The organism is Cedecea sp. B1(4), assembly GCF_059414925.1.
This window is the reverse complement of sequence record NZ_JCAHMZ010000007.1, coordinates 69,484-94,604: the sequence shown is the minus strand read 5'-3', so window position 1 is coordinate 94,604 and position 25,121 is coordinate 69,484. Positions and strand designations below refer to the sequence as shown.

Below are 25,121 nucleotides of genomic sequence, written 5' to 3'. Positions count from 1 at the left end.
GTTTCTGGTAATAAGCTTTGTTTCTGACTCGGTGGATATCATTGATTAATTTCACTTGCGACTTTGGCTGCATTTTGTAAGGTGGAGTGATGTTCTGGCCCACGGCCAGCGCTTACACACGCAATCATCTCTGCAGGATTAAGTCGCTATGAAAAATGTTGGTTTTATTGGCTGGCGCGGTATGGTCGGCTCTGTACTCATGCAACGCATGGTGGAAGAGCGCGATTTTGACGCCATTCGTCCGGTTTTCTTCTCCACTTCCCAGCTTGGGCAGGCAGCCCCTACGTTTGCCGGCACCACCGGCGGTACACTGCAGGACGCATTTGATCTGGAAGCGCTGAAGGCGCTGGATATCATCGTGACCTGCCAGGGCGGCGATTATACCAACGAAATCTATCCAAAGCTCCGTGAAAGCGGCTGGCAGGGTTACTGGATCGACGCAGCTTCTTCTCTACGCATGAAAGATGACGCGATTATTATCCTCGACCCGGTAAACCAGCACGTTATTCAGGAAGGCCTGAACAAAGGCGTGAAAACCTTCGTCGGCGGTAACTGCACCGTCAGCCTGATGCTGATGTCCCTCGGCGGCCTGTTTGCCAACGACCTGGTTGACTGGGTTTCCGTGGCGACTTACCAGGCGGCATCCGGCGGCGGCGCGCGTCATATGCGCGAGCTACTGAACCAAATGGGCCAGCTGTACGGCGAAGTCTCTACCGAACTGGCAAATCCGGCTTCCGCTATTCTTGATATCGAACGTAAGGTCACCGAACTTGGCCGCAGCGGCAAACTGCCGGTGGATAACTTCGGCGTGCCGCTGGCCGGGAGCCTGATCCCGTGGATCGACAAGCAGCTCGACAACGGCCAGAGCCGTGAAGAGTGGAAAGGCCAGGCCGAGACCAACAAAATTCTTGCGACCTCTACCGTTATCCCGGTTGACGGTCTGTGCGTGCGCGTTGGCGCACTGCGCTGCCACAGCCAGGCGTTCACCATCAAGCTGAAAAAAGACGTGTCTATTCCTACCGTGGAAGAGCTGCTGGCCGCGCACAACCCGTGGGCGAAAGTGGTGCCAAACGACCGCGATATCACCATGCGTGAACTGACGCCTGCCGCGGTAACCGGCACGCTGTCGACGCCGGTTGGACGTCTGCGCAAGCTTAACATGGGGCCGGAGTACCTTTCCGCCTTCACCGTCGGCGACCAGCTGCTGTGGGGCGCCGCCGAACCGCTGCGCAGAATGCTGCGGTCACTCGCATAATTACACTTATTTACCTGAGGGGCTTTGTGGCCCCTCTTTTTTTGCCCGTAATTTAAGGTACAACGGAATTCATTAATTAATTTCACGAGGAGTTAATAAAGCGTTGGCTATGCTTAAGTCAGCACGCGCAAGCGTTTTGGCGAGTATTGGGCGAACTGGCTTACAGGAGTTGCGCGCCGTTCGTCGGGGTCAATGATAAGTGTCGTATCCGCACGCAGGCGTAGGGCGGGTCATCGGTGACACATAAAAAAGGAAAATGCCATGTCTGTTCTGCCGGAAAGAGACGTGATTAATGCGCTAATTGCGGGTCATTTTGCCGATCCGTTTTCCCTGCTGGGAATGCACCAAACCGACGCCGGGCTTGAAGTTCGGGCTCTCTTGCCTGACGCCACCGAAGTGTGGGTTATTGAGCCTAAAACAGGGCGTAAAGTCGCCCAGCTCGACTGCCTCGATTCCCGCGGCTTCTTCTGCGGGCTGATTCCCCGCCGTAAAAATGCTTTTCGCTACCAGCTTGCCGTTGTCTGGCACGGCCAGGAAAACCTGATCGACGATCCCTACCGTTTTGGTCCTTTGACTCAGGAGCTGGATAGCTGGCTGCTCTCAGAAGGCACGCATTTACGCCCTTATGAAACGCTGGGTGCGCATGCAGATACCATGGACGGCGTGACCGGAACGCGTTTCTTGCTGTGGGCCCCCAACGCCCGTCGCGTTTCCGTGGTGGGGCAGTTTAACTATTGGGATGGCCGCCGCCATCCGATGCGGCTGCGGCGCGAAAGCGGCATTTGGGAGCTGTTTATCCCCGGGGCGCACAACGGCCAGCTTTATAAATTTGAATTGCTGGACGCCGAAGGGCGGCTGCGTATTAAAGCCGATCCTTATGCTTTTGAAGCGCAAATGCGCCCGGAAACGGCCTCGCTGATTTGCGGCCTGCCGGAGAAAACCACGCTCAGCCCCGAGCGGCAGAAAGCTAACGGTTTTGATCAACCCATCTCCATCTATGAGGTGCATCTCGGCTCCTGGCGTCGCCACACCGACAATAATTTCTGGCTCAGCTACCGCGAACTGGCGGATCAGCTCATTCCCTATGTCAAAGAGATGGGCTTTACCCATCTTGAACTGCTGCCGGTGAACGAGCATCCGTTTGACGGCAGCTGGGGCTATCAACCACAGGGGCTTTACGCGCCGACGCGTCGTTTCGGTACTCGCGACGACTTCCTCTATTTCATCAGAACCGCCCACGAAGCCGGGCTTAATGTTCTGCTGGACTGGGTACCGGGCCATTTCCCGACGGATGACGCCGGGCTGGCGAAGTTCGACGGCACCGCGCTGTATGAGCACGGCAATCCGCAAGAGGGCTACCACCAGGACTGGAACACGCTGATTTACAACTATGGCCGTCGGGAAGTCAGCAACTATCTGGTGGGCAACGCGCTCTACTGGATTGAGCGGTTTGGCATTGACGGCCTGCGTGTGGATGCCGTGGCGTCGATGATTTATCGCGACTATAGCCGGGAAAGCGGCCAATGGGTGCCGAATGAGCACGGCGGGCGTGAGAACCTGGAAGCGATTGCGTTTTTGCGTAGCACTAACCGCATCATCGGCGAGCAAACCCCTGGGGCGGTGACCATGGCGGAAGAGTCCACCGATTTTGCCGGTGTCTCTCGCCCACCAAGTATGGGCGGCCTGGGATTCTGGTTTAAGTGGAACCTGGGCTGGATGCACGACACGCTCGATTACATGAAGCTTGACCCGGTTTACCGCCAGTACCATCACGACAAAATGACCTTCGGCATGCTGTACAACGGCACCGAAAACTTTGTGCTGCCGCTGTCTCACGATGAAGTCGTGCACGGCAAAAAATCCATTCTTGATCGTATGCCGGGAGATGCCTGGCAGAAGTTTGCCAATCTTCGCGCCTACTACGGCTGGATGTGGGCATTTCCAGGCAAAAAGCTGCTGTTTATGGGCAACGAATTTGCCCAGGGGCGAGAGTGGAACCACGACAGCAGCCTCGACTGGCACCTGCTGCAGGGCGGCGATAACTGGCACCACGGCGTGCAGCGCCTCGTACGCGACCTGAATCATACCTATCGGCGTCATGCGGCCTTGCATCAGCTGGATTTTGACGGCTACGGCTTTGAATGGCTGGTGGTGGAAGATAAGGCCAATTCAGTCTTTATTTTCGTGCGGCGTGATGCCGAGGGCAATGAAGTGATTGTCGCCAGCAACTTTACGCCGGTGCCGCGTTACCACTATCGCTTCGGCATCAACCAGCCAGGGCGCTGGCGCGAAGAGCTGAATACCGACTCTATGCACTATCACGGCAGCAACGCCGGTAACAGCGGCACGGTGCGTAGCGAGGCGGTGCCGAGCCACGGTCGCGACCATTCGCTGTGTATTACGCTCCCGCCGCTGGCCACGCTCTGGTTGATCCGCGAGGGGGACGCATGACGCAGCTTACCCAAGGCAGCCCGGCTCCTTTTGGGGCGTATTTCGACGGCAAAGGCGTTAACTTCACGCTCTATTCCGTGCATGCGGAAAAGGTCGAGCTGTGCTTGTTCGACGAGCATGGCCACGAGCGCCGCTACGACATGCCTGCGCGCTCAGGGGATATCTGGCACGGCTATTTGCCGGATGGCAAGCCGGGGCAGCTGTACGGCTACCGGGTTCATGGCCCCTGGGCGCCTGAGCAGGGCCACCGTTTCAACCCGGCGAAGCTGCTGCTCGATCCTTGTGCTCGCGTGGTCGTCGGCGGGGCAGAAGATCACCCGCATTTTCACTGCGGCTACGATGAGCCCAACCTTGAAGACAGCGCCCCGCACATGGCGAAGTGCGTGGTGGTCAGAGAGAAATTTGACTGGGAAGACGACCGGCCGCTCCGAACGCCGTGGGGCAACACGGTTATCTATGAAGCTCATGTTCGCGGGCTGACGTTGCTCCACCCCTGCATCCCGGAAGAGCTGCGTGGGACCTATGCCGCGCTGGGGCATCCTGTGATGATCGACTACTTCAAGCGCCTGGGCATCACGGCGCTTGAGCTGCTGCCCGTGGCGCATTTTGTTACCGAGCCACGCATTTCCCAGCTTGGGCTGAGTAACTATTGGGGTTACAACCCTCGCGCTTTCTATGCCGTTGAAAGCTACTACGCGATAGACCAGAACCCCCACAACGCTGCCAACGAGCTGCGTGGCGCCATCAAAGCGCTGCATCAGGCCGGTATAGAAGTGATCCTCGACATTGTGTTGAACCACAGCGCGGAGCTAGACAAGGACGGCCCAACCCTGTCGCTGAGCGGAATCGACAACCGTAGCTATTATTGGTTAATGGACAATGGCGATTACCAGAACTGGACCGGCTGCGGGAACACCCTGAATCTCAGCACGCCGGGCGTGGTTGCCCTGATGATCGACTGCCTGCGCTACTGGGTCGACAGTTTTCACGTGGACGGTTTCCGGTTCGATTTGGCTTCGGTAATGGGGCGCACGCCCGAATTTCGGCAGGACGCCCCGCTGTTTGAGGCAATCAAAAACGATCCTCACCTGTCGCAGGTGAAGCTGATTGCGGAGCCCTGGGACATCGGCCAGGGTGGTTATCAGGTCGGTAATTTCCCTCCGCTGTTTGCCGAATGGAACGATCATTTCAGGGACGGGATGCGCCGCTTCTGGCTCCAGCAGGATCTCTCTTTGGGCGGCTTTGCTTGCCGCTTTGCTGGCTCGAGCGACGTTTATCGCCACGGCGAAAGGCTGCCTTCCACCAGCATTAATTTAATCACCGCCCATGATGGTTTTACGCTTCGGGATTGCGTAAGTTTTAACCAGAAGCATAACGAAGCCAACGGCGAAGATAACCGCGACGGCACCAACAGCAATTTTAGTAACAACTATGGGTTTGAAGGGCTTGAAGCCAGCCTGATTACCAAGGAACGGCGGCGCGACAGCGTGCATGCCCTGCTCACCACGCTGCTGCTCTCGCAGGGCACACCGATGCTGCTTGCCGGGGATGAACACGGCCACAGCCAGCACGGCAACAACAATGCCTACTGCCAGGACAACGTGCTGACCTGGCTTGACTGGGCTGAGGGTAATGACGGCCTGACGGCCTTTACGGCGGCGCTTCTCCAGCTTCGACAGGCTATCCCGGCGCTGACCGCCAACCGCTGGTGGGAAGAGGGGGATGGCAGCGTCCGTTGGCTGAATAAAGACGCGCAACCCCTGAACGTCGATGAGTGGCAAAACGGCATACACCGCCTGCAAATCCAGCTGTCCGACCGCTGGCTTATCGCAATTAACGCGACCGAAGAAGTTGCGGACATCGTTCTACCTGAGGGGGAATGGCACGCTGTTCCTCCGTTTGCCGGAGAGGACAACCCGGTCGTGATGGTTGTATGGCATGGTCCCGCGCACGGAGTTTGCGTGTTCCACAAGTCATGAAAAAGGAGTTCGTCATGGTTAGGTTTGAGAAAAACGATCCGCTGATGTTGGCCCGCCAGCTGCCCATCAAATCCGTTGCGTTAATTCTGGCCGGTGGCCGCGGGACTCGACTGAAGGATCTCACGTCGACCCGCGCCAAGCCTGCTGTTCACTTTGGCGGCAAGTTCCGCATTATTGATTTTGCGCTATCCAACTGCATTAACTCCGGCATTCGCCGCATTGGGGTGATTACTCAATATCAATCGCACACCCTGGTGCAGCATATTCAGCGCGGCTGGTCTTTCTTTAGCGAAGAGATGAACGAGTTTGTCGATTTACTGCCCGCCCAACAGCGCGTACACGGTGAGAACTGGTATCGCGGCACGGCGGACGCCGTGACCCAGAACCTCGACATTATTCGCCGTTACGACGCCGAGTATGTGGTCATCCTGGCCGGGGACCACATCTACAAGCAGGACTACTCGCGCATGCTGATCGATCACGTCGAAAAGGGTGCACGCTGCACCGTGGCCTGCATGCCGGTGCCGGTGCATGAAGCATCAGCGTTTGGCGTTATGGCGGTGGATGCGAACGAAAAAATTATCGATTTCGTGGAGAAGCCGGAAAACCCGCCGACGATGCCCAACGACAGCAGTAAGTCTCTGGCCAGCATGGGCATTTACATTTTTGATGCGGATTACCTGTTCAAGCTGCTGGAAGAAGATGACCGGGATGAAAACTCCAGCCACGATTTTGGCAAAGACATTATCCCGAAAATCACTCGCGCGGGGGAAGCTTACGCCCACCCATTCCCGCTCTCCTGCGTACAGTCCGACCCTAACGCCGAACCTTACTGGCGCGATGTAGGCACGCTGGAAGCCTACTGGAAAGCGAACCTTGACCTGGCCTCGGTGATGCCGGAACTGGATATGTATGACCAGGCCTGGCCGATCCGCACCCATATGGAGCCGCTGCCGCCCGCTAAATTCGTTCAGGATCGCTCCGGCAGCCACGGCATGACGCTGAACTCGCTGGTGTCCGGCGGCTGCATTATTTCTGGTTCAGTCGTTGTGCAGTCGGTGCTGTTTCCTCGCGTGCGTATCAACTCGTTCTGCAACATCGATTCATCCGTCCTGCTGCCGGACGTTATTGTCGGACGCTCCTGTCGATTACGCCGCTGCATTATCGACCGCGCCTGCGTGATCCCCGAAGGCATGGTAGTTGGCGAAAATGCCGAAGAGGATGCACGCCGTTTTTATCGCTCTGAAGAGGGCATTGTACTGGTCACGCGTGAAATGCTGGCGAAGCTGCAGGGCTGAAACGCGTAGAAGATTGGCCTGTGCACGGTGATGCCGTGCGCGGTTATTTTATCGTTCGGCGTTGCCTGATGATTAAGACACAGCGCCGCGACTTTCCATATGGGAGCGATAATGCAGGTCTTACATGTCTGTTCCGAGATGTTTCCTTTGCTGAAAACTGGCGGCCTTGCGGATGTGCTGGGCGCTTTGCCTGCGGCACAAATTGCCGGCGGCGTTGATACGCGCGTCCTGTTGCCCGCCTTTCCTGATGTGCGGCGAGGAATCGAAGATATTCAGGTGGTTGCCCACCGACAGACGTTCGCAGGCCCAATGCGTCTGCTCTACGGCCACTACAACGGCGTTGGTATTTATCTGATTGATGCCCCCCATCTTTATGAACGCCCGGGCAGCCCATACCACGACACGAACCAGTTTGCTTACCAGGACAACGTACTGCGCTTTGCGCTGCTTGGCTGGGTTGGGGCGGAAATGGCCTGCGGCCTGGATCCGTTCTGGCATCCCGATGTGGTGCATGCCCACGACTGGCACGCCGGGCTGACGCCGGCCTATCTCGAGGTTCGCGGGCGGCCGGCGAAGTCGGTATTTACCGTTCACAATCTCGCCTATCAGGGAATGTTCTATGCTCATCACTTAAGTGAAATTGATTTGCCGTGGTGGGTCTACGACATGAACGGGTTGGAATTCCACGGCCAGATTTCGTACCTGAAGGCCGGGCTTTACTATGCCGACCACATCACCGCCGTCAGCCCAACCTATGCTCGGGAGATTACCGACCCGCATTTTGCCTATGGCATGGAAGGGCTGCTGCGCCAGCGCCAGCGTGAAGGGCGCCTGTCGGGCATTTTAAATGGTGTGGACGACAAGATCTGGAACCCGGAAAGCGACCTGCTGCTGGCCTCGCGGTATAACCGCGATTCGCTGGAGGAGAAAGCCGAAAACAAACGCCAGCTGCAGGTGGCGATGGGGCTGAAGGTGAACGACAAAGTCCCGCTGTTCGCGGTGGTCAGTCGGTTAACCAACCAAAAAGGGCTGGATCTGGTGCTTGAGGCATTGCCGGGGTTGCTGGAACAGGGCGGGCAGCTTGCGCTGCTGGGCGCCGGGGACTCCGTGCTGCAGGAAGGGTTCCTGGCGGCGGCGGCTGAGCATCCCGGTCAGGTCGGCGTCCAGATTGGCTATCACGAGGCATTTTCCCACCGCATCATGGGCGGTGCCGACGTGATTTTAGTCCCGAGTCGCTTTGAGCCCTGCGGCTTAACGCAGCTCTACGGTCTCAAATATGGCACCTTGCCGCTAGTGCGGCGAACCGGTGGTCTGGCTGACACCGTGTCTGATACTTCTCTCGAGAATCTGGCTGACGGTGTGGCTACCGGTTTTGTGTTTGAAGACAGTAATGCCTGGTCGCTGCTTCGCGCGATCCGGCGTGCTTTCGTGCTGTGGTCCCGCCCGTCGCTGTGGCGTTTTGTGCAGCGGCAGGCAATGAATATGGATTTTAGCTGGCAGGTAGCGGCGCAGTCATACCGCGACCTTTATCAACGCTTGATGTAATTACCCATACACCAGGAATCACTGATATGAACGCACCCTTTTCCTATGCATCACCCACGCTGAGCGTCGAGGCGCTTAAACACTCGATTGCCTATAAGCTGATGTTTACGGTGGGGAAAGACCCTGCCATCGCCAATAAACACGAGTGGCTTAACGCGACGCTGTTTGCCGTGCGCGACAGGCTGGTGGAGCGCTGGCTGCGTTCCAACCGCGCCCAGCTTTCCCAGGAAGTCCGCCAGGTTTACTACCTGTCGATGGAGTTTCTGATCGGACGCACGCTGTCGAACGCGCTGCTTTCCCTCGGCATCTATGAAGATGTGAAAAATGCCCTCGAAGAGATGGGCCTCGACCTCGAAGAGTTGATTGACGAGGAGAACGACCCCGGCCTTGGCAACGGAGGTTTGGGGCGTCTCGCCGCCTGTTTCCTCGATTCGCTGGCGACCCTGGGGCTGCCTGGGCGTGGCTACGGCATTCGTTACGACTACGGGATGTTCAAGCAGAACATCGTCGATGGCCGCCAGAAAGAGTCGCCGGACTACTGGCTTGAGTACGGCAACCCGTGGGAGTTTAAGCGCCACAATACGCGCTACAAGGTGCGTTTCGGCGGGCGTATTCAGCAGGAAGGGAAAAAGTCTCGTTGGGTCGAAACCGAAGAGATCCTTGCGGTTGCCTATGACCAGATTATTCCGGGCTACGACACCGACGCGACCAACACGCTGCGGCTGTGGAACGCTCAGGCGAGCAGCGAGATCAACCTCGGTAAGTTTAACCAGGGCGATTACTTCGCGGCGGTGGAAGACAAAAACCACTCCGAAAACGTGTCCCGTGTGCTTTATCCCGATGACTCTACCTATTCGGGGCGTGAGCTTCGCCTGCGTCAGGAGTATTTCCTGGTTTCGGCGACCATGCAGGATATTCTGAGCCGCCATTATCAACTGCATAAAACCTACGCCAACCTTGCGGATAAAATTGCGATTCACCTGAATGACACCCACCCGGTGCTGTCGATTCCGGAGTTAATGCGGCTGCTGATTGACGAGCATAAGTTTGAATGGGAGGAAGCGTTCGAAGTGACCTGCCAGGTCTTCTCGTACACCAACCACACGCTGATGAGCGAGGCGCTGGAAACCTGGCCGGTAGACATGCTCGGCAAGATCCTGCCGCGTCATCTGCAGATAATCTTTGAGATTAACGACTACTTCCTGAAAACCCTGCAGGAGCAGTACCCGAACGACACGGGGCTGCTGGGCAGGGCATCTATCATCGACGAATCCAACGGCAGGCGAGTGCGGATGGCCTGGCTCGCGGTGGTGGTCAGCCATAAAGTAAACGGCGTGTCTGAGCTGCACTCCAATCTGATGGTGCAGTCCCTGTTTGCCGACTTCGCCAGTATCTTCCCGATGCGCTTTAGCAACAAAACGAACGGCGTCACGCCGCGCCGCTGGCTGGCGCTTGCCAACCCGGCGCTGTCTGAAGTGTTGGATGACAATATCGGGCAGACCTGGCGGACGGACTTAAGCCAACTGAACGACCTGAAGCAGCACATTGACTACCCGACGGTGCATCAGGCGGTGCGTAAGGCCAAGCTGGCGAATAAAAAACGGCTGGCGACGTACATTGGGCAGCAGCTCAACGTCGTGGTGAGCCCGGACGCCTTATTCGATGTGCAGATTAAGCGCATTCATGAATATAAGCGCCAGCTAATGAACGTCCTGCATGTGATCGCCCGCTATAACCGCATCAAGGCCGATCCTGAGGCGGAATGGGTGCCACGCGTGAATATTTTCGCGGGTAAAGCGGCATCGGCCTATTACATGGCGAAGCATATTATCCATCTTATCAACGACGTTGCGGAGGTAATCAACAACGACCTGCAGGTTAAAGATAAGCTGAAGGTGGTGTTTATCCCCAACTACAGCGTCAGCCTCGCCCAGTTGATTATTCCGGCGGCAGATCTCTCCGAGCAAATTTCGCTGGCGGGAACCGAAGCTTCGGGTACCAGTAACATGAAGTTTGCGCTTAACGGGGCGTTGACCATCGGGACGCTGGACGGCGCCAACGTGGAGATGCTCGACCACGTCGGCAAGGACAACATCTTTATCTTCGGCAACACCGCAGAAGAGGTGGAGACACTCCGCAGCAAAGGCTACAACCCTCGGGAGTATTACGAGAAGGATGAAGAGCTGCGCCAGGTACTGACGCAAATCGCGACGGGGGCATTCAGCCCCGGAGAGCCGGGGCGCTATCGGGACTTAGTCGACTCGCTGATTAACTTTGGCGATCACTACCAGGTGCTGGCGGATTACCGCAGCTATGTGGACTGTCAGGACAAGGTGGATGAGGTTTACCAGCAGCCGGAGGAGTGGACTATCCGCACTATGCACAATATTGCCAATATGGGCTATTTCTCGTCAGATAGGACGATTCAGGAGTATGCCGACGAGATTTGGCATATTAAGCCGGTGAGATTGTAACTTTTCCCCTCACCCTAACCCTCTCCCCACGGGGGAGAGGGCCGGGCCGAGGGTAAAACTCAGCACAGCTCCAGCTGCACGTTATTCTCTTTAATCACCTGCATCACTCCTGCGGGCGGCACCACGTCGGTATACACGGTATCCACCAGGCTAATACTGCCCAGATTCACCATCGCATTACGGCCAAACTTCGAATGGTCCACGACCAGCAACACGCTGCGAGAGTTTTCGATAATCGCGCGCTTGGTGCGAACCTCGTGGTAGTCGAACTCAAGCAGCGAGCCGTCGCTGTCGATCCCGCTGATGCCGAGAATGCCGAAGTCGAGGCGGAACTGGGAAATGAAGTCCAGCGTGGCCTCGCCGATAATGCCGCCATCGCGGCTGCGCAGCTCCCCGCCGGCCAGAATGATACGGAAATCTTCTTTAGCCATCAGCGTGTTCGCCACGTTGAGGTTGTTGGTCACAATGCGCAGGTTGCTGTGATTAAGCAGCGCATGCGCCACGGCTTCCGGCGTCGTGCCGATGTCGATAAACAGCGTGGCGCCGTTAGGAATTTGGCTGGCAACCTTCTGCGCAATACGCTCTTTTTCTGCGGTTTGCGTTGCTTTTCGGTCATGCCACGGGGTGTTAACCGAGCTGGAGGGCAGGGCCGCCCCGCCGTGGTGGCGCAGGATCATATTCTGATCGGCCAGGTCGTTTAAATCCCGGCGGATGGTTTGCGGGCTGACGGCAAACTGTTCCACCAACTCTTCGGTACTGACGTATCCCTGCTGCTTAACCAGCTCAATAATCGCGTCATGACGTTGTGTCTGCTTCACAAGCTACTCCAGCATTGTTATGTTCGTTTTCGCGCATTCAGGGTATCTACCAGCGCCATCGCCAGGCCAACCAGCATGCCGGTCAGGTGCGCTGGAATGACAGCGGACTGAGTAAAGACCTCAATAACCAACCAAATTACCGCAAACGCCAGCAGCCCGCGCTGCATCTGAATGCCGCTGTCGGGATCTCGCTCTCCGCGCAGCCAGACATAACCCATCAGCGCAAACACCGTGCCTGACAGGCCGCCAAACAGCGGGCCGGTAAATTTTGCCTGCATAAAACCGCTCAGCAGGGTGGAGATAAGCGTCAGCGTCAGCAGTTTGCCGGTGCCGAGGCGTTTTTCGAGCGCGCCGCCTAAATACCACCACCATAGTAGGTTAAAGAGGATATGCAGCAAGGAGAAATGCAGTAATCCGTGCGTGAAATAACGCCACAACTCAAAGCGCTGCTCGGGCACGAGCGGCCAGCCAAGCACGGAGATCACCGGGCCGAAGCCCACAATATTGAGCAGGATAAACAGCGCGATGCACACGCCGATGACGATAAGCGTCAGCGGGCCGGCACGCTCTTTGATGGTGGCAAAAAACGGATAGCGTTTATAGCTGAAACCCACGCCGCTGTGGCCGGTGCTCCAGCTGGCGGCCTGGTAGCGCGGGTCGCCGGGGTTCGCGACGAACTTTTCCAGCTCGGCGCGAACATGCTGTTCCTGACTTTCATCGGCCAGCCAGACATCGCTTTGCGTATGCTGCTGAATAGTAAGAATAATGCCCTGAGTTGCCATATAGTCGACAAAAGCCTGCGCCACGCGCGGGTTGGCGAAAGAGGTAATCATGATCATGAAAGTTTAACCAACTTCGTCTATTTACCCGTCATACTTCGAGCCGTAGGGGCATCGTCTTCCTACGACTCAAATTATTTAGGGTAAAGCTTTTATTAAGGCAAGCAGTATACCTGCAGGGAGCGACAAGGGCTGAACTTTACGCGCCGTGAGCGACTTCAGCCGGGAAATGGCGGTGCCAGGCATCAAAGCCACCGTCGATGCTGTAGACCTGGTCATAGCCTTGCTGCAGCAGATATTGGGCGGCGCCTTTGCTGCTGTTGCCGTGGTAGCACATCACCATGACCGGCGTGTCGAAGTCGGTTTGCTGCATAAAATTCACCAGCGTGTCGTTGGTGAGGTGGTAAGCCCCCGGCGTGTGTCCCATGGCAAAGCTCTGCGGATCGCGGATATCCACCAATACCGCCTGCTGCTGCTGGAGTTTCTGGTGTGCTTCTTCCACACCAATACATTCAAATTGATCCATGGTTTTACTCGTCGAGAAAGAAAGGAAACAAGGGGCATGTTAAGGCATCGCGCCCCGCTGGCGCTGATATTAACGCCAATATGTTATCCATATCACGTAGAAATGTTTTTATTTCGTTACCAAAGCGGGCGAACACTTGCTATTATGAGCGATATCGAACATTTTTGAGCTTTAACGAAAGTGCGTGAGGGCAACATGGAAACCAAAGATCTGATTGTTATTGGCGGTGGAATCAACGGCGCCGGTATTGCGGCGGACGCCGCTGGCCGCGGGTTATCCGTGTTGATGCTGGAGGGACAGGATCTGGCCTGCGCGACCTCTTCCGCCAGCTCGAAGCTGATTCACGGCGGCCTGCGCTACCTGGAGCATTACGAGTTTCGCTTGGTGAGTGAGGCGCTGGCGGAGCGTGAAGTGCTGTTGAAAATGGCACCGCACATTGCCTTCCCAATGCGCTTTCGTTTGCCGCACCGGCCGCACCTTCGCCCGGCGTGGATGATTCGGACAGGCCTGTTCATGTACGATCATCTGGGGAAACGCACCAGTTTGCCGGCCTCTACCGGCTTGCGTTTTGGCGCAGATTCAGTGCTGAAGCCTGAGATCGTGCGCGGTTTCGAATATTCCGACTGCTGGGTGGATGATGCTCGCCTGGTGCTGGCCAATGCCCAAATGGTGACCCGCAAGGGCGGAGAGGTGAAAACCCGCACTCGCGCCACCAAAGCAACCCGCGAAAACGGGCTGTGGGTCGTTGAAGCGCAGGATATTGATACCGGCGAAACCTTTACCTGGCGCGCGAAAGGCCTGGTTAACGCCACCGGTCCGTGGGTAAAAACCTTCTTTGATGAAGGGCTACACCTGCCTTCACCTTACGGAATCCGTCTGATCAAAGGCAGCCACATCGTGGTGCCTCGCGTGCATACCCAGAAGCAGGCTTACATCCTGCAAAACGAAGATAAACGTATTGTGTTTGTGATCCCGTGGATGGACGAATTCTCCATCATCGGCACCACCGACGTGGAATACCACGGTGACCCGAAAGCGGTGCAGATTGATGACAAAGAAGTGAGCTATCTGCTGAACGTTTACAACGCGCATTTCAAAAAGACGCTGACCAAAGATGATATCGTCTGGACCTATTCTGGCGTGCGTCCGCTGTGTGATGACGAGTCTGATTCTCCGCAGGCGGTGACCCGCGATTACACTCTCGATATTCATGACGAAAATGGTCAGGCACCGCTGCTGTCGGTCTTCGGCGGTAAACTGACGACCTACCGTAAGCTGGCTGAACATGCGCTGGATAAGCTGGAGCGTTACTACCCGAATATCGGCCCGGCCTGGACCAAAGAGTGCCGCCTGCCTGGCGGTGACATCGGTGGCGATCGCGATGATTATGCGGCCAAGCTGCGCCGTCGTTACGGTTTCCTGACCGAAAGCCTTGCCCGCCACCTGGCGCGCACCTATGGCAGCAACAGCGATCTGGTGCTGGGCGATGCCAAAACCCTGGGCGATCTGGGCGAAGATTTTGGCCATGAGTTTTATGAAGCCGAGCTTCGCTATCTGGTTGAGCATGAATGGGTCAGATGTGCGGAAGATGCGCTGTGGCGCCGCACCAAACTGGGCATGTGGCTGAACGAAGAGCAGCAGGCGCGGGTGGCGCAGTGGCTGGTAAAGCAGGCGGCTAAAGCGGGACTGTCGCTGGCGTCTTAACCGGAATATCTCTTCCCTTTCGCTGTTTCCGACAGCTCACCCGCCCCTCACCCCGCCCCTTTCCCCAAAGGGGGGAGGGGCGGGAAACATGGTTTTTACCCTCTCCCTTTCAGGGAGAGGGTAAAAAAACCAGAAGCGACCCTGGACTGGAAGCGAGCGGAATCTAAGCTGACCTCTGCATAGATAATATCTCCAGCTAAACCCCATACCCCATCATCTTCAGTAATTTCTGTGCATGCTGTACCGCGTCCTGACGGTGCGCCACGCCCAGCTTCTGGTAAAGATTTCGGATATGCGTTTTGATGGTGGTGGCCGCAACATCCAACTCTCCGGCGATCTGCTCGTTGCTATAACCGGAATAAATCAGCCCCAACACCTGCCATTCTCGCTGCGTCAGCGGGCTGGTGCGGATAAGCTCCGGCACTTCCGGGTGATTCAGCAGGCGGTTCACAAAGCTTTCATCAAAGTGCGCAAACTTATGGCGGTGGTGCTGGTTTATCTCACGCAGGATGCGTTGAGCGCGGTGCTGATCCAGCTCCGGCAGCGTGTTGAGCTGAATAAGCTGGCGCAGCTGCTGCGCCATTGCTTCCCCTTCGATAACGAAGTGACTGATAAACCCGGTGCGGTTTGCCAGCGCCAGAGCTTCAAGCAGCACGCGTTGAGCGTCACTTTTTCTGCCCGCCTGCCAGTAAAGCTGGTTGAGCAGCAGCAGGTTGCGGTTAAGGTCGCTCATCAGACGCAGGCTGCGGGCATTTTCGTTAAGTTCTTCCAGCACCATTTCCGCCGGATCGTACTCACCCAGCAGGATTTGTACGCGGGCGATATTCCGCCACTGGCTTTGCAGGAAGTGGTTATTGGCAAATTCAGGCTTCGGCGTCTGGCGCAGCCAGTTGGCTGCCGACTTTTTATCGCCAATCATTTGCCAGTAAATCACCCGTACCTTGTCGGCGTTGGAGACCCAGTCGCTGTGCCAGGGACCGTTCCCAAGCAAATTTTCGAGGCGATTAAGGTGATTACGAGCATTATCCAGGTCACCGCGCGCCAGCGAGCATTGCACCAGCAGCGCCAGACACTGGAGCTGTTGCTGCGGCTGGAAGCCGGAAAGGACCTCCATTCCGCTGCGGGCTGCTGCTTCGGCTTCATCCAGCCGGGCCCAGGCCCAAAGCAGCTGGGCCCGGATACGCTGTAGAAACTCATGCAGTGGCAATTGTTCGAGGTGCTGCTCGCGGATCAGCACAAAGGCTTTCTCCTGGGTTTCCCAGGCGGCCTGTAAGAACCCCTGAGCCAGCAGGATTTCGCTTTGCTGAATTAGGCTCCACAGCGCGTAGTGCCACACATCGTGGCGGCGGGCCATTTGCTCGGTCTGCTGCATAACGGAAAGAGACTTCGTCAGATCGCCCTTGCAGTGCAGCACTTCGCCGTGAACCGAGGTCGCTACTATGCGGCTGTAAAAATTGGCCAGCGGCAGCATTTCCAACGCGACCATGGCCAGGCGCTCGGCTTCCGCCGGATCGCCCGCGTTGATGGCAACCTGGGCTCTCAGGGCGTTAAATTCACCGTGCAATGTGTCGTCGATTACCAGGTCCATTTCCTGCTCGGCCCTTGCCAGCAGGGTATTCACTTCGCCGTAGCGGTGCTGGCTTTGCATCAGCCAGGCCTGCAGCAGCACAAGTTTTGGGTTTTCCAGCAGACTTTCCCACGGCAGCGCCTTCAGTGACTCCTCGAGCAGCGTCAGTTCGCTGTGGTTAAACAGCGCCCACGCGTGGCCCAGCAGAATATCGCGCAGCATATTGGCGTCACCTGCCGCCAGCGCGTGGTGAATAGCCTCGCTTGGGAAGCCTTGCGCCATCCAGCTTTCGGCGGCCGCCCGGTGAATATCCGGCAGCTCTGCGGCCAGCTCCCACTGGCAGCGCTGGCGAAGGAAACTGCCAAACAGCGGGTGGAAGCAGAACCATTCGCCGGAATCGTCCATGCGCTGCAGGAACAAGCCCTGGCGCTCAATCTCTTCCAGCCGCATCTGGCCATTTTCTTCACCCGTCACCTGGATGATCAATGCGTCATTCATTGAGCGCAGGATGGAGCTTCTCAGCAGGAAGTTGCGAGTATCGGCATCGACGTTGTTCAGGACTTCATCCACCAGATAATCTGAAAGATGGCTGGCGTTAATGCCCGACAGGCGGCGTGCGGAATGTTGAGCTGGCGTATTGCTCTGGCGTGCGGACAAGGCGATTAACTGGAGCGCGGTTACCCAGCCAGCAACGTCATCACACAGGCGACTGCTGTCCGCTTGTTCAATCGGCGTTGCCAGGCGGTTGTCGAAGAACTGTTTGGCTTCCTGATGCGTAAAGGCGAGCTGCTGGCTACCAATTTCCAGGAGCTGATCGCGCACGCGAAGGTTGGCAATGCCAAGCTGCGGGAGATTGCGCGACAGGATCACCAGTGTCAGGTTTTCTGGCTGGTGGCGAATGAAAAAGCGCATGGCTTCATGAATAACCGGGTTGGCAATCAGATGATAATCATCAATCACCAGGTACAGCGGTTTGTCCCATCCCGCCAGCTCAATGAACAGCTGAGAAAAGAGCGAGGACAGGCTGGCGTATTGCCGCTTTTGCGCCATGATTTCGCTACTGGCGCAGTGGCCGCCGGTGGCGTGCTGCAAGGCGGCAATCAGGTAGCTGGCAAAGCGTTCCTGCTGGTTATCTCCCTCATCAAGGGAATACCAACCCAGCTCTTTTCGCCCCGCCGCCCACTGCGACACGAGGGTCGTTTTACCATAACCGGCCGGGCTGGCGATCAGCGCTAAGCGATAGTTGGCGGCAGTTGAAAGCTTCACCAACAGGCGATCGCGAACCACAGTGTTTTCCAGCCGAACGGGGCGGCTTAATTTGGATGGGATTAACATAGTTGATCACTTCACTGTGTATAAATTTCCCCGGCATTTTTCGCGCTGCAGGGCGGGGCTGCCGGACTGCAGAGAAAATAATGGAGGGAAAAGTTCAAGGATGCGATTTTTTTTACGCTTCGTAATTAATGCTTACGGATAAGGTCTGCCAGAATGCTTTTTATTGCAAGGTTGTTGAACTTTCCGAGCTCGGTAAGTTGCACCCTGTCACAGTTCCATTTTTTCATGAATGCGATTGCCCACTGCTTGTGGCAGCGCGGCTGAAACCTGTTACACCGCCGCATCGAGTGGCAGAGATCACATTTTTCGCTCATCCTCGCTACTCCTCCCCGCCTAATCCGCGCCGGGAGGAGGAACTCCCACGGGCTGCCCGGCACACTAACGGGTAATGATTTTCGAACATTACAGGACCGATTTTCTATGTCACAGCCGATCTTCAGTAAAGAACAGTTCCAGTCCGCTCTGACGCGCCAGTGGCAGCGTTATGGCCTCCATGATGCCAGTGAAATGACTCAGCATCAGTGGTGGCAGGCGGTTAGTGGTGCGCTTGCAGAGCACTTAGCGGCTCAGCCAGCAGCAAAACCTGAAGCCAAACAGCGCCACGTAAACTACATCTCGATGGAGTTTCTGATAGGCCGCCTGACGGGGAATAACCTGCTTAATCTTGGCTGGTTCACTGAGGTGAGCGATGTGCTGAAGGATTACCAGATAAACCTCACCGATTTACTGGAAGAAGAAACGGACCCGGCTTTAGGCAACGGCGGGTTGGGACGGCTTGCGGCCTGCTTCCTGGACTCAATGGCCACGGTCGGGCAATCGGCCATCGGCTATGGCCTCAACTATCAGTACGGATTGTTCCGCCAGTCCTTTAAGGACGGCAAACAGATGGAAGCCCCGGATGACTGGCAGCGCGGGAGCTACCCTTGGTTCCGTCACAACAGCGCGCTGGATGTGCAGGTGGGCATTGGCGGGAAACTCGTGAAGGACGGTAAGCATTCCCGCTGGGAGCCAGCCTTTATTTTCCAGGGCGAGGCGTGGGATTTACCGGTGCTGGGATACCGAAACGGCGTGGCGCAGCCGCTGCGCCTGTGGCAGGCAAAACATGCTCATCCATTTGATTTGACGAAATTTAATGACGGTGAGTTTCTTAAGGCCGAGCAGCAGGGCATTGACGCTGAAAAGCTCACCAAGGTGCTCTATCCGAATGACAATCACCTGAACGGTAAAAAGCTGCGCCTGATGCAGCAGTATTTCCAGTGTGCCTGTTCGGTGGCTGACATTCTGCGCCGCCATCATCTGGCAGGCCGCAAGCTCGCCGAGCTGCCGGCCTACGAAGTGATTCAACTGAACGATACCCACCCAACCATCGCTATCCCTGAGCTGCTTCGCGTGCTGATTGACGAACATCAGCTTAGCTGGGACGACGCTTGGGCGATTACCAGTAAAACGTTCGCCTACACTAACCACACCCTCATGCCTGAAGCTCTGGAGTGCTGGGACGAGAAGCTGGTGAAAGCGCTGCTGCCTCGCCATATGCAAATCATCAATGAGATTAACAAACGCTTTAAGCTGCTGGTAGACAAAACCTGGCCGGGGGATGAAGCCGTCTGGGCGAAGCTTGCCGTGGTGCATAGCAAGCAGGTACGTATGGCTAACCTGTGCGTGGTCGGAGGCTTTGCGGTGAACGGCGTTGCAGCGCTTCATTCTGAGCTGGTGGTGAAAGATCTGTTCCCGGAATACCACCAACTGTGGCCGAACAAATTCCATAACGTGACGAACGGCATTACGCCGCGCCGCTGGATCAAGCAGTGCAACCCGGCGCTTGCCAAACTGTTCGACAAGACGCTGAAGAAAGAGTGGGCGAATAACCTCGACGTGCTGGAAGGACTGGAAAAGCACGCCGATGACGCCAAATTCCGCCAGACCTGGCGCGAAATCAAGCATCAGAACAAAGTAAAACTGGCTGCATTTGTGAAGGCTCGTACCGGCATCGTGATTAGCCCGGATGCATTGTTCGATGTGCAAATCAAACGTCTGCACGAATACAAACGTCAGCACTTGAACCTGCTGCATATCCTGGCGCAGTACAAAGAGATTCGCGAGAACCCGAAAGCAGACCGCGTGCCGCGCGTTTACCTGTTTGGCGCGAAGGCGGCTCCGGGTTATTACCTGGCCAAAAATATTATCTTTGCGATCAACAAAGTGGCCGAGGCGATCAACAACGATCCGTTGGTGGGTGACAAACTGAAGGTTGTTTTCCTGCCGGACTACTGCGTATCTGCGGCGGAGATCATGATCCCGGCGGCCGACATTTCCGAACAGATTTCCACTGCGGGCAAAGAAGCTTCTGGCACAGGCAACATGAAGCTGGCATTGAACGGCGCATTAACTGTGGGGACGCTGGACGGTGCCAACGTTGAAATCGCAGAGAAGGTGGGTGAAGAGAATATCTTTATTTTTGGCCACACCGTCGAACAGGTTAAGGCCCTGAAAGCCAAAGGCTATGACCCTGTGAAATGGCGCAAAAAAGATAAAGTGCTGGATGCCGTGCTTAAAGAGCTGGAACAGGGCAAATACAGCGCAGGAGATAAACATGCCTTTGAGCAGATGCTGCACAGCATCGGCAAAGAGGGCGGCGATCCTTACCTGTTGATGGCGGACTTCACTGCTTATGCCGAAGCGCAAAAGCTTGCCGACAAACTTTATCTGGACCAGGAAGCCTGGACGCGCGCCGCCATTTTGAACAGCGCCCGTTGCGGCATGTTCAGCTCCGATCGCTCGATCCGCGATTACCAACAACGTATCTGGCAGGCAAAACGCTAAGGGAGCGCCATGGAGAGCAAACGTCTTGATAGCGCCGCTCTGGCGGCGGGTATCAGCCCGAACTACATCAACGCTCACGGCAAACCGCAGGCGATTCCTGCGGAGACAAAACTGCGTCTGCTCGAGGCCATGAACCGCACCGCTGTTGCAAAAAAGTCGACAGATCCTGTGCCAGCGGTTCAGGTTTTCACTGCCGGGCAGCGAATGCAGCTGACGCTGGAAGGCGAGGGTGAATTTAGCTGGACGCTGACCACTGAAGAAGGTCATACCCACCGCGGGCAAGTTTCCGGTGGGAAGAAGTTATCGCTGCCGACAAAGCTACCCGAAGGCTACCATTCGCTGGTGGTCAGTCGGCAAAAGCAGAGCTGGACGAGCCGAATTATCGTCGCCCCGCCGCGCTGCTATGAGCCTGACGCGTTACTGCAGGGCAAAAAGCTGTGGGGGGCGTGCGTGCAGCTTTATACGCTGCGCTCGGCGGCTAACTGGGGCATCGGCGACTTTGGCGATTTGAAGCAGATGCTGGGGGATGTGGCGAAGCGGGGCGGAGCGTTTGTCGGCCTCAACCCGATTCATTCGCTTTACCCGGCTAACCCGGAGAGCGCCAGCCCATACAGCCCTTCGTCACGCCGCTGGCTGAATGTCATCTATATCGACGTCAATGTGGTAGAAGATTTCCAGAACAGCAAAGCGGCGCAGACGTGGTGGAAAACATCCACAGTACAGAAACAGCTTCAGGCCGCGAGAGATGCCGAGTGGGTGGATTATTCCGCCGTTACGGCCCTCAAAGTTGCGGGACTGCGTTTAGCGTGGCAGCAGTTCTCGTTGCGTACAGCCAGCGATGCACAAGTCGTCGCGTTTGGCAGGTTCGTTGCGGAAGGAGGAGAAGGTCTGTTCTACCAGGCTGCCTACGATGCGCTTCATGCCAGCCAGGTTAACGAAGATCCTCTGCGCTGGGGCTGGCCGGTGTGGCCGGAAGGCTATCGCGACGCCCATAGCCCGGAAGTGAAGCAGTTCTGCGAGCAGCATTGCGATGAGGTCAACTTCTGGCTTTGGCTGCAGTATCTCGCCTGGCGTCAGTTTAAGGCCTGCTGGGATGCCAGCCAGCATGACGGGATGCCGATTGGCCTTTATCGCGACCTGGCGGTGGGCGTAGCGGAAGGCGGCTCTGAAACCTGGTGTGACCGTGAGCTTTACTGCCTGAAAGCCTCCGTTGGCGCGCCGCCGGATATCCTCGGCCCATTAGGCCAAAACTGGGGGCTGCCACCGATGGATCCCCACGTCATGGCCGCTCGCGGCTATCAGCCGTTTATCGAACTGCTGCGCGCCAATATGACCCACTGCGGTGCCCTGCGCATTGACCACGTTATGTCGATGCTGCGGCTGTGGTGGATCCCCTACGGCGAGACGGCGGATAAAGGCGCCTATGTGCAGTACCCGGTGGACGATCTGCTTTCGATTCTGGCCCTGGAAAGCCAGCGCCATCGCTGCATGGTGATTGGCGAGGACCTCGGTACCGTGCCGGTTGAAATCGTCGGCAAGCTTCGCGACAGCGGCGTTTATTCTTACAAAGTGCTGTACTTCGAACACGACGGAGAGAAGCAATTCCGGGCTCCGGCCACATGGCCTAAGCAGTCGATGGCGGTTGCCACAACGCACGACTTACCCACGCTGCGTGGCTACTGGAATAGCGGTGATTTAACGCTGGGCAAAACGCTGGGACTTTACCCTGATGAAGAGGTGCTGGCGGGGCTGTATGAAGACCGCGAAAGGGCTAAACAAGGTTTGCTGGACGGGCTGCATAAATACGGCTGCTTGCCGAAGCGGGCGGGGCATAAGGCCGCGTTAATGACGATGACCGACACGCTCAACCGTGGAATGCAGCGGTATATTGCCGACAGCCATAGCGCGCTGCTGGGGCTGCAGCCTGAGGACTGGCTGGATATGGCCGAGCCGGTGAATATTCCTGGCACCAGCGATCAATATAAGAACTGGCGGCGCAAGCTAACCGTCTCTCTGGAAGCGATGTTTGCCGATGAACGGGTGAATAAGTTGCTGAAGGATTTGGATAAGCGGCGTAAGAAGCAGTGATTTGGTGACCCTCACCCTAGCCCTCTCCCCTTTGGGGAGAGGGTCGGGGTGAGGGGCTTATCTAATTAATAGTAAGAGTGCTCACCGCGCTGGTGTTCGGTCAGGTCACGTACGCCTTTCAGTTCAGGGAACTCAGCCAGAAGCTGTTTCTCAATCCCTTCTTTCAGCGTCACATCCACCATAGAACAGCCGTTACAGCCGCCGCCAAACTGCAGAATGGCATAGCCTTCGTCGGTAATTTCCATCAGCGTGACGCGACCACCGTGGCCCGCCAGCTGTGGGTTAACGGTCGCCTGCAGCATATACTCAACGCGCTCCATCAGCGGCGCGTCGTCAGACACCTTACGCATTTTTGCGTTAGGGGCTTTCAGCGTCAGCTGGGAACCGAGCTGGTCGGTGACGAAGTCGATTTCAGCATCTTCCAGATAAGGCGCGCTCAGCTCATCGACATAAGCCGTTAGCTGCTCGAACGGCAGCGCCGTGTCGGTCGCTTCAACCGCATCCGGCGGACAATAAGACACACCACACTCCGCATTGGGGGTGCCAGGATTGATTACGAATACGCGGATTTGCGTCCCTTCTTCCTGATTTGCCAGCAACTTGGCAAAGTGGGATTGTGCAGCATCGGAAATACGGATCATAACGATTGCTCAATAGTTGACTATTTTAGTCGGTTATAATACGCCCATCATCGAGGGTCTACAAGGTTCGACACAGGCACCATACCTGGACAGTCGCCGCGCCCTGCCTTTTCAGCAATCGCGCTATCTCCGCAACAGTACTACCCGTCGTCACGACATCATCCACAATCGCCATATGGCGACCCGCAACGGGAATTTCAACCCTAAAGATGCCTTTCAAATTCCTCTTTCGTTCTTTTGCCGTTAACGTATGTTGGGCTGGTGAGGAGCGTATTCGTTTGATTACATAGGGATAATGCTCCAGACCCAGCCAGTGTGAGAGTGGGGTAGCAATTAGTGCGCTTTGGTTATAGCCGCGCCGCCACGCTCGGGTACGGTGCAGCGGCACACTCAAAATAGCATCAGGCAAATGAAGCCTGCCCTCTCGCCTGGCTGCCAGAATACGCAGTAGCAGAAGGCGGGCTAAGGCCGGCGCAAGCGAGGTCGTTCCGGTAAATTTCAGGTGATGAATTAGCGTGCTTAACGGCGGCAGGTAGTCTGTCACATAGGCCATTGCGTCCCACTCAGGCGCTCTTTGCAGACAGCGTCCGCAGGGCAAATGCCCGCTCAGCGCCGGTAAACCACACTGTAAACAGCAGGCCAGGGGCTGAAGCAGCGAAGCGGTGCAGCATGAGCAAATGCCCCATGTCGGACGGGCAAGCGGTAACCGGCATAGCCAACAGCGGCCAGGGATTGCTAGCATAGCGTTCTCCTTGCTGATGAAAATGAGAACGGTAACTGATGAGTGAGCTGTGGTGGCAAACAAAAGGTGAAGGAAAAAGCGATCTTGTGCTGCTGCACGGATGGGGACTGAATGCGGAGGTTTGGCACAACATAGAATCCGAACTCGGCTCGCAATTTCGACTGCATCTGGTCGACTTACCGGGGTATGGCCGGAGCAAGGGGTTTGGTGCGCTAACGCTGGAGGAAATGGCCGACATTGTGCTGGCTAAAGCGCCTGAATGTGCCGCATGGCTTGGCTGGAGCCTCGGTGGGCTGGTAGCAAGCCAGGCTGCGCTCGCCAGGCCTGAGCGTGTGAACGCGTTGGTGACGGTGGCTTCCTCACCCAGTTTTACCGCCGCAGAAGACTGGCCGGGCATTAAACCGGACGTGCTGGCCGGGTTCCAGCAGCAGCTAAGCGAAGATTTTCAGCGTACCGTGGAGCGCTTTCTGGCGTTGCAAACCCTGGGCACAGAAACCGCGCGGCAGGATGCTCGCCTGCTGAAAACCGTTGTTCTGGAACAGCCGATGCCGGACGTGGCCGTGCTTAATGGCGGGCTTGAGATCCTGAGAACCGCCGATCTGCGCCAGGAGCTTTCGCATTCTGCAATACCGCATTTACGTCTGTATGGACGACTGGACGGGCTTGTGCCACGGAAAGTGGTTCCCCTGCTGGACGCCCTGTGGCCGCAGTCCAGCTCGGTTATCTTCGACAAGGCCGCCCACGCGCCGTTTATCTCTCATCCGGCTGAATTCTGCCAGGCGCTGCTGGCCTGGGGCAACAACGGCTTAGCTGACGGGCAGTAAAAAGGCGGGGTAGCCCGCCTTTCATCAGATTAACTTAACTCAGTGCCCAAAGTTCCCGGGCGCACTTTTTCCCTTCTGGGCAGCTTTTGCAGCTTCCCGTCAGGCAACTGCTCGGATCTTCGCTGATGCGTATGGCTTTGCCCATCGCTTCCAATCGATCGAGCATGGCGGCTACCAGCGGCAGAGGCGTGGCAAGCTGCTGGCTTATCTGCTTCGCTTCCAGGCGGCCCTGAAGCGCCAGGGCGTTACGGATATCAATCAGGCTTGCCATC

17 protein-coding genes are annotated in these 25,121 nt (G+C 56.7%); 10 read left to right on the top strand and 7 right to left on the bottom strand.

The features are described from left to right. Positions 1–148: 148 nt before the first annotated feature. The 6 genes from asd (at position 149) to glgP (ending at position 11,002) form a co-directional block, all read left to right on the top strand. The gene (gene asd, locus ACR6JA_RS15750) at positions 149–1,255 is read left to right on the top strand and encodes an aspartate-semialdehyde dehydrogenase (protein WP_311888246.1); all 1,107 of its coding nucleotides are present in this window, start codon (positions 149–151) and stop codon (positions 1,253–1,255) included. A gap of 261 nt (positions 1,256–1,516) precedes the next feature. Further along, entirely contained in the window at positions 1,517–3,706 is a 2,190-nt protein-coding gene (gene glgB / locus ACR6JA_RS15745) for a 1,4-alpha-glucan branching enzyme (protein ID WP_494494137.1), read from the top strand. Beyond that, positions 3,703–5,685, top strand: a complete 1,983-nt coding sequence (gene glgX / locus ACR6JA_RS15740) for a glycogen debranching protein GlgX (protein WP_494494136.1) — start codon at positions 3,703–3,705, stop codon at positions 5,683–5,685. Before glgB ends, glgX begins: the two co-directional genes overlap by 4 nt. 14 nt (positions 5,686–5,699) lie before the next feature. Further along, positions 5,700–6,983, top strand: coding sequence for a glucose-1-phosphate adenylyltransferase (gene glgC / locus ACR6JA_RS15735; RefSeq protein WP_494494135.1), 1,284 nt, complete (start codon positions 5,700–5,702; stop codon positions 6,981–6,983). 111 nt (positions 6,984–7,094) lie between these two features. Next, positions 7,095–8,528 (top strand): glycogen synthase GlgA, encoded by a 1,434-nt coding sequence (glgA, locus tag ACR6JA_RS15730; protein WP_213713791.1) that lies wholly within the window; start codon positions 7,095–7,097, stop codon positions 8,526–8,528. A gap of 26 nt (positions 8,529–8,554) precedes the next feature. Further along, positions 8,555–11,002, top strand: coding sequence for a glycogen phosphorylase (gene glgP, locus ACR6JA_RS15725; protein ID WP_494494134.1), 2,448 nt, complete (start codon positions 8,555–8,557; stop codon positions 11,000–11,002). Positions 11,003–11,061: 59 nt separating this feature from the next. Here glgP and ACR6JA_RS15720 read toward each other — a convergent pair whose 3' ends face one another. From ACR6JA_RS15720 to glpE, 3 genes are all read right to left on the bottom strand, one after another. Beyond that, the gene (locus tag ACR6JA_RS15720) at positions 11,062–11,820 is read right to left on the bottom strand and encodes a DeoR/GlpR family transcriptional regulator (protein WP_008457897.1); all 759 of its coding nucleotides are present in this window, start codon (positions 11,818–11,820) and stop codon (positions 11,062–11,064) included. A 17-nt stretch (positions 11,821–11,837) separates the two neighbouring features. Continuing rightward, positions 11,838–12,659: a rhomboid family intramembrane serine protease GlpG gene (gene glpG, locus ACR6JA_RS15715; protein WP_494494133.1), complete on the bottom strand. Its 822-nt coding sequence runs from the start codon at positions 12,657–12,659 to the stop codon at positions 11,838–11,840. Positions 12,660–12,798: 139 nt separating this feature from the next. Beyond that, complete coding sequence (gene glpE, locus ACR6JA_RS15710; RefSeq protein ID WP_008457894.1) at positions 12,799–13,125, bottom strand: thiosulfate sulfurtransferase GlpE; 327 nt, start codon at positions 13,123–13,125, stop codon at positions 12,799–12,801. 195 nt (positions 13,126–13,320) lie between these two features. Between glpE and glpD the strand changes: the two genes are divergently transcribed. Next, on the top strand, positions 13,321–14,829 hold the full coding sequence (glpD, locus tag ACR6JA_RS15705) for a glycerol-3-phosphate dehydrogenase (RefSeq protein WP_166878486.1): 1,509 nt from the start codon (positions 13,321–13,323) through the stop codon (positions 14,827–14,829). 196 nt (positions 14,830–15,025) lie between these two features. Here the strand turns inward: glpD and malT are convergent, their stop codons facing one another. Beyond that, a complete protein-coding gene (malT, locus tag ACR6JA_RS15700) occupies positions 15,026–17,731 on the bottom strand; it encodes an HTH-type transcriptional regulator MalT (RefSeq protein ID WP_213713800.1) in 2,706 nt (901 codons plus the stop codon). A gap of 420 nt (positions 17,732–18,151) precedes the next feature. Between malT and malP the strand changes: the two genes are divergently transcribed. Both malP and malQ read left to right on the top strand, forming a co-directional pair. After that, positions 18,152–20,554, top strand: coding sequence for a maltodextrin phosphorylase (malP, locus tag ACR6JA_RS15695; protein WP_494494132.1), 2,403 nt, complete (start codon positions 18,152–18,154; stop codon positions 20,552–20,554). Between the two features lie 9 nt (positions 20,555–20,563). Then, positions 20,564–22,642 (top strand): 4-alpha-glucanotransferase, encoded by a 2,079-nt coding sequence (gene malQ, locus ACR6JA_RS15690; protein ID WP_494494131.1) that lies wholly within the window; start codon positions 20,564–20,566, stop codon positions 22,640–22,642. Positions 22,643–22,707: 65 nt separating this feature from the next. Here the strand turns inward: malQ and nfuA are convergent, their stop codons facing one another. Beyond that, positions 22,708–23,283, bottom strand: coding sequence for a Fe-S biogenesis protein NfuA (gene nfuA / locus ACR6JA_RS15685; protein WP_008457887.1), 576 nt, complete (start codon positions 23,281–23,283; stop codon positions 22,708–22,710). Positions 23,284–23,341: 58 nt separating this feature from the next. After that, positions 23,342–24,025: a DNA utilization protein GntX gene (gene gntX, locus ACR6JA_RS15680; protein ID WP_494494130.1), complete on the bottom strand. Its 684-nt coding sequence runs from the start codon at positions 24,023–24,025 to the stop codon at positions 23,342–23,344. Positions 24,026–24,063: 38 nt separating this feature from the next. Between gntX and bioH the strand changes: the two genes are divergently transcribed. Beyond that, positions 24,064–24,849 carry a pimeloyl-ACP methyl ester esterase BioH gene (gene bioH, locus ACR6JA_RS15675; RefSeq protein ID WP_494494129.1) on the top strand — a complete coding sequence of 262 codons (786 nt, stop codon included), beginning with the start codon at positions 24,064–24,066 and terminating at the stop codon, positions 24,847–24,849. Positions 24,850–24,883: 34 nt separating this feature from the next. Here bioH and feoC read toward each other — a convergent pair whose 3' ends face one another. Further along, a complete protein-coding gene (gene feoC / locus ACR6JA_RS15670; RefSeq protein ID WP_494494128.1) occupies positions 24,884–25,120 on the bottom strand; it encodes a [Fe-S]-dependent transcriptional repressor FeoC in 237 nt (78 codons plus the stop codon). Position 25,121: the final 1 nt, after the last annotated feature.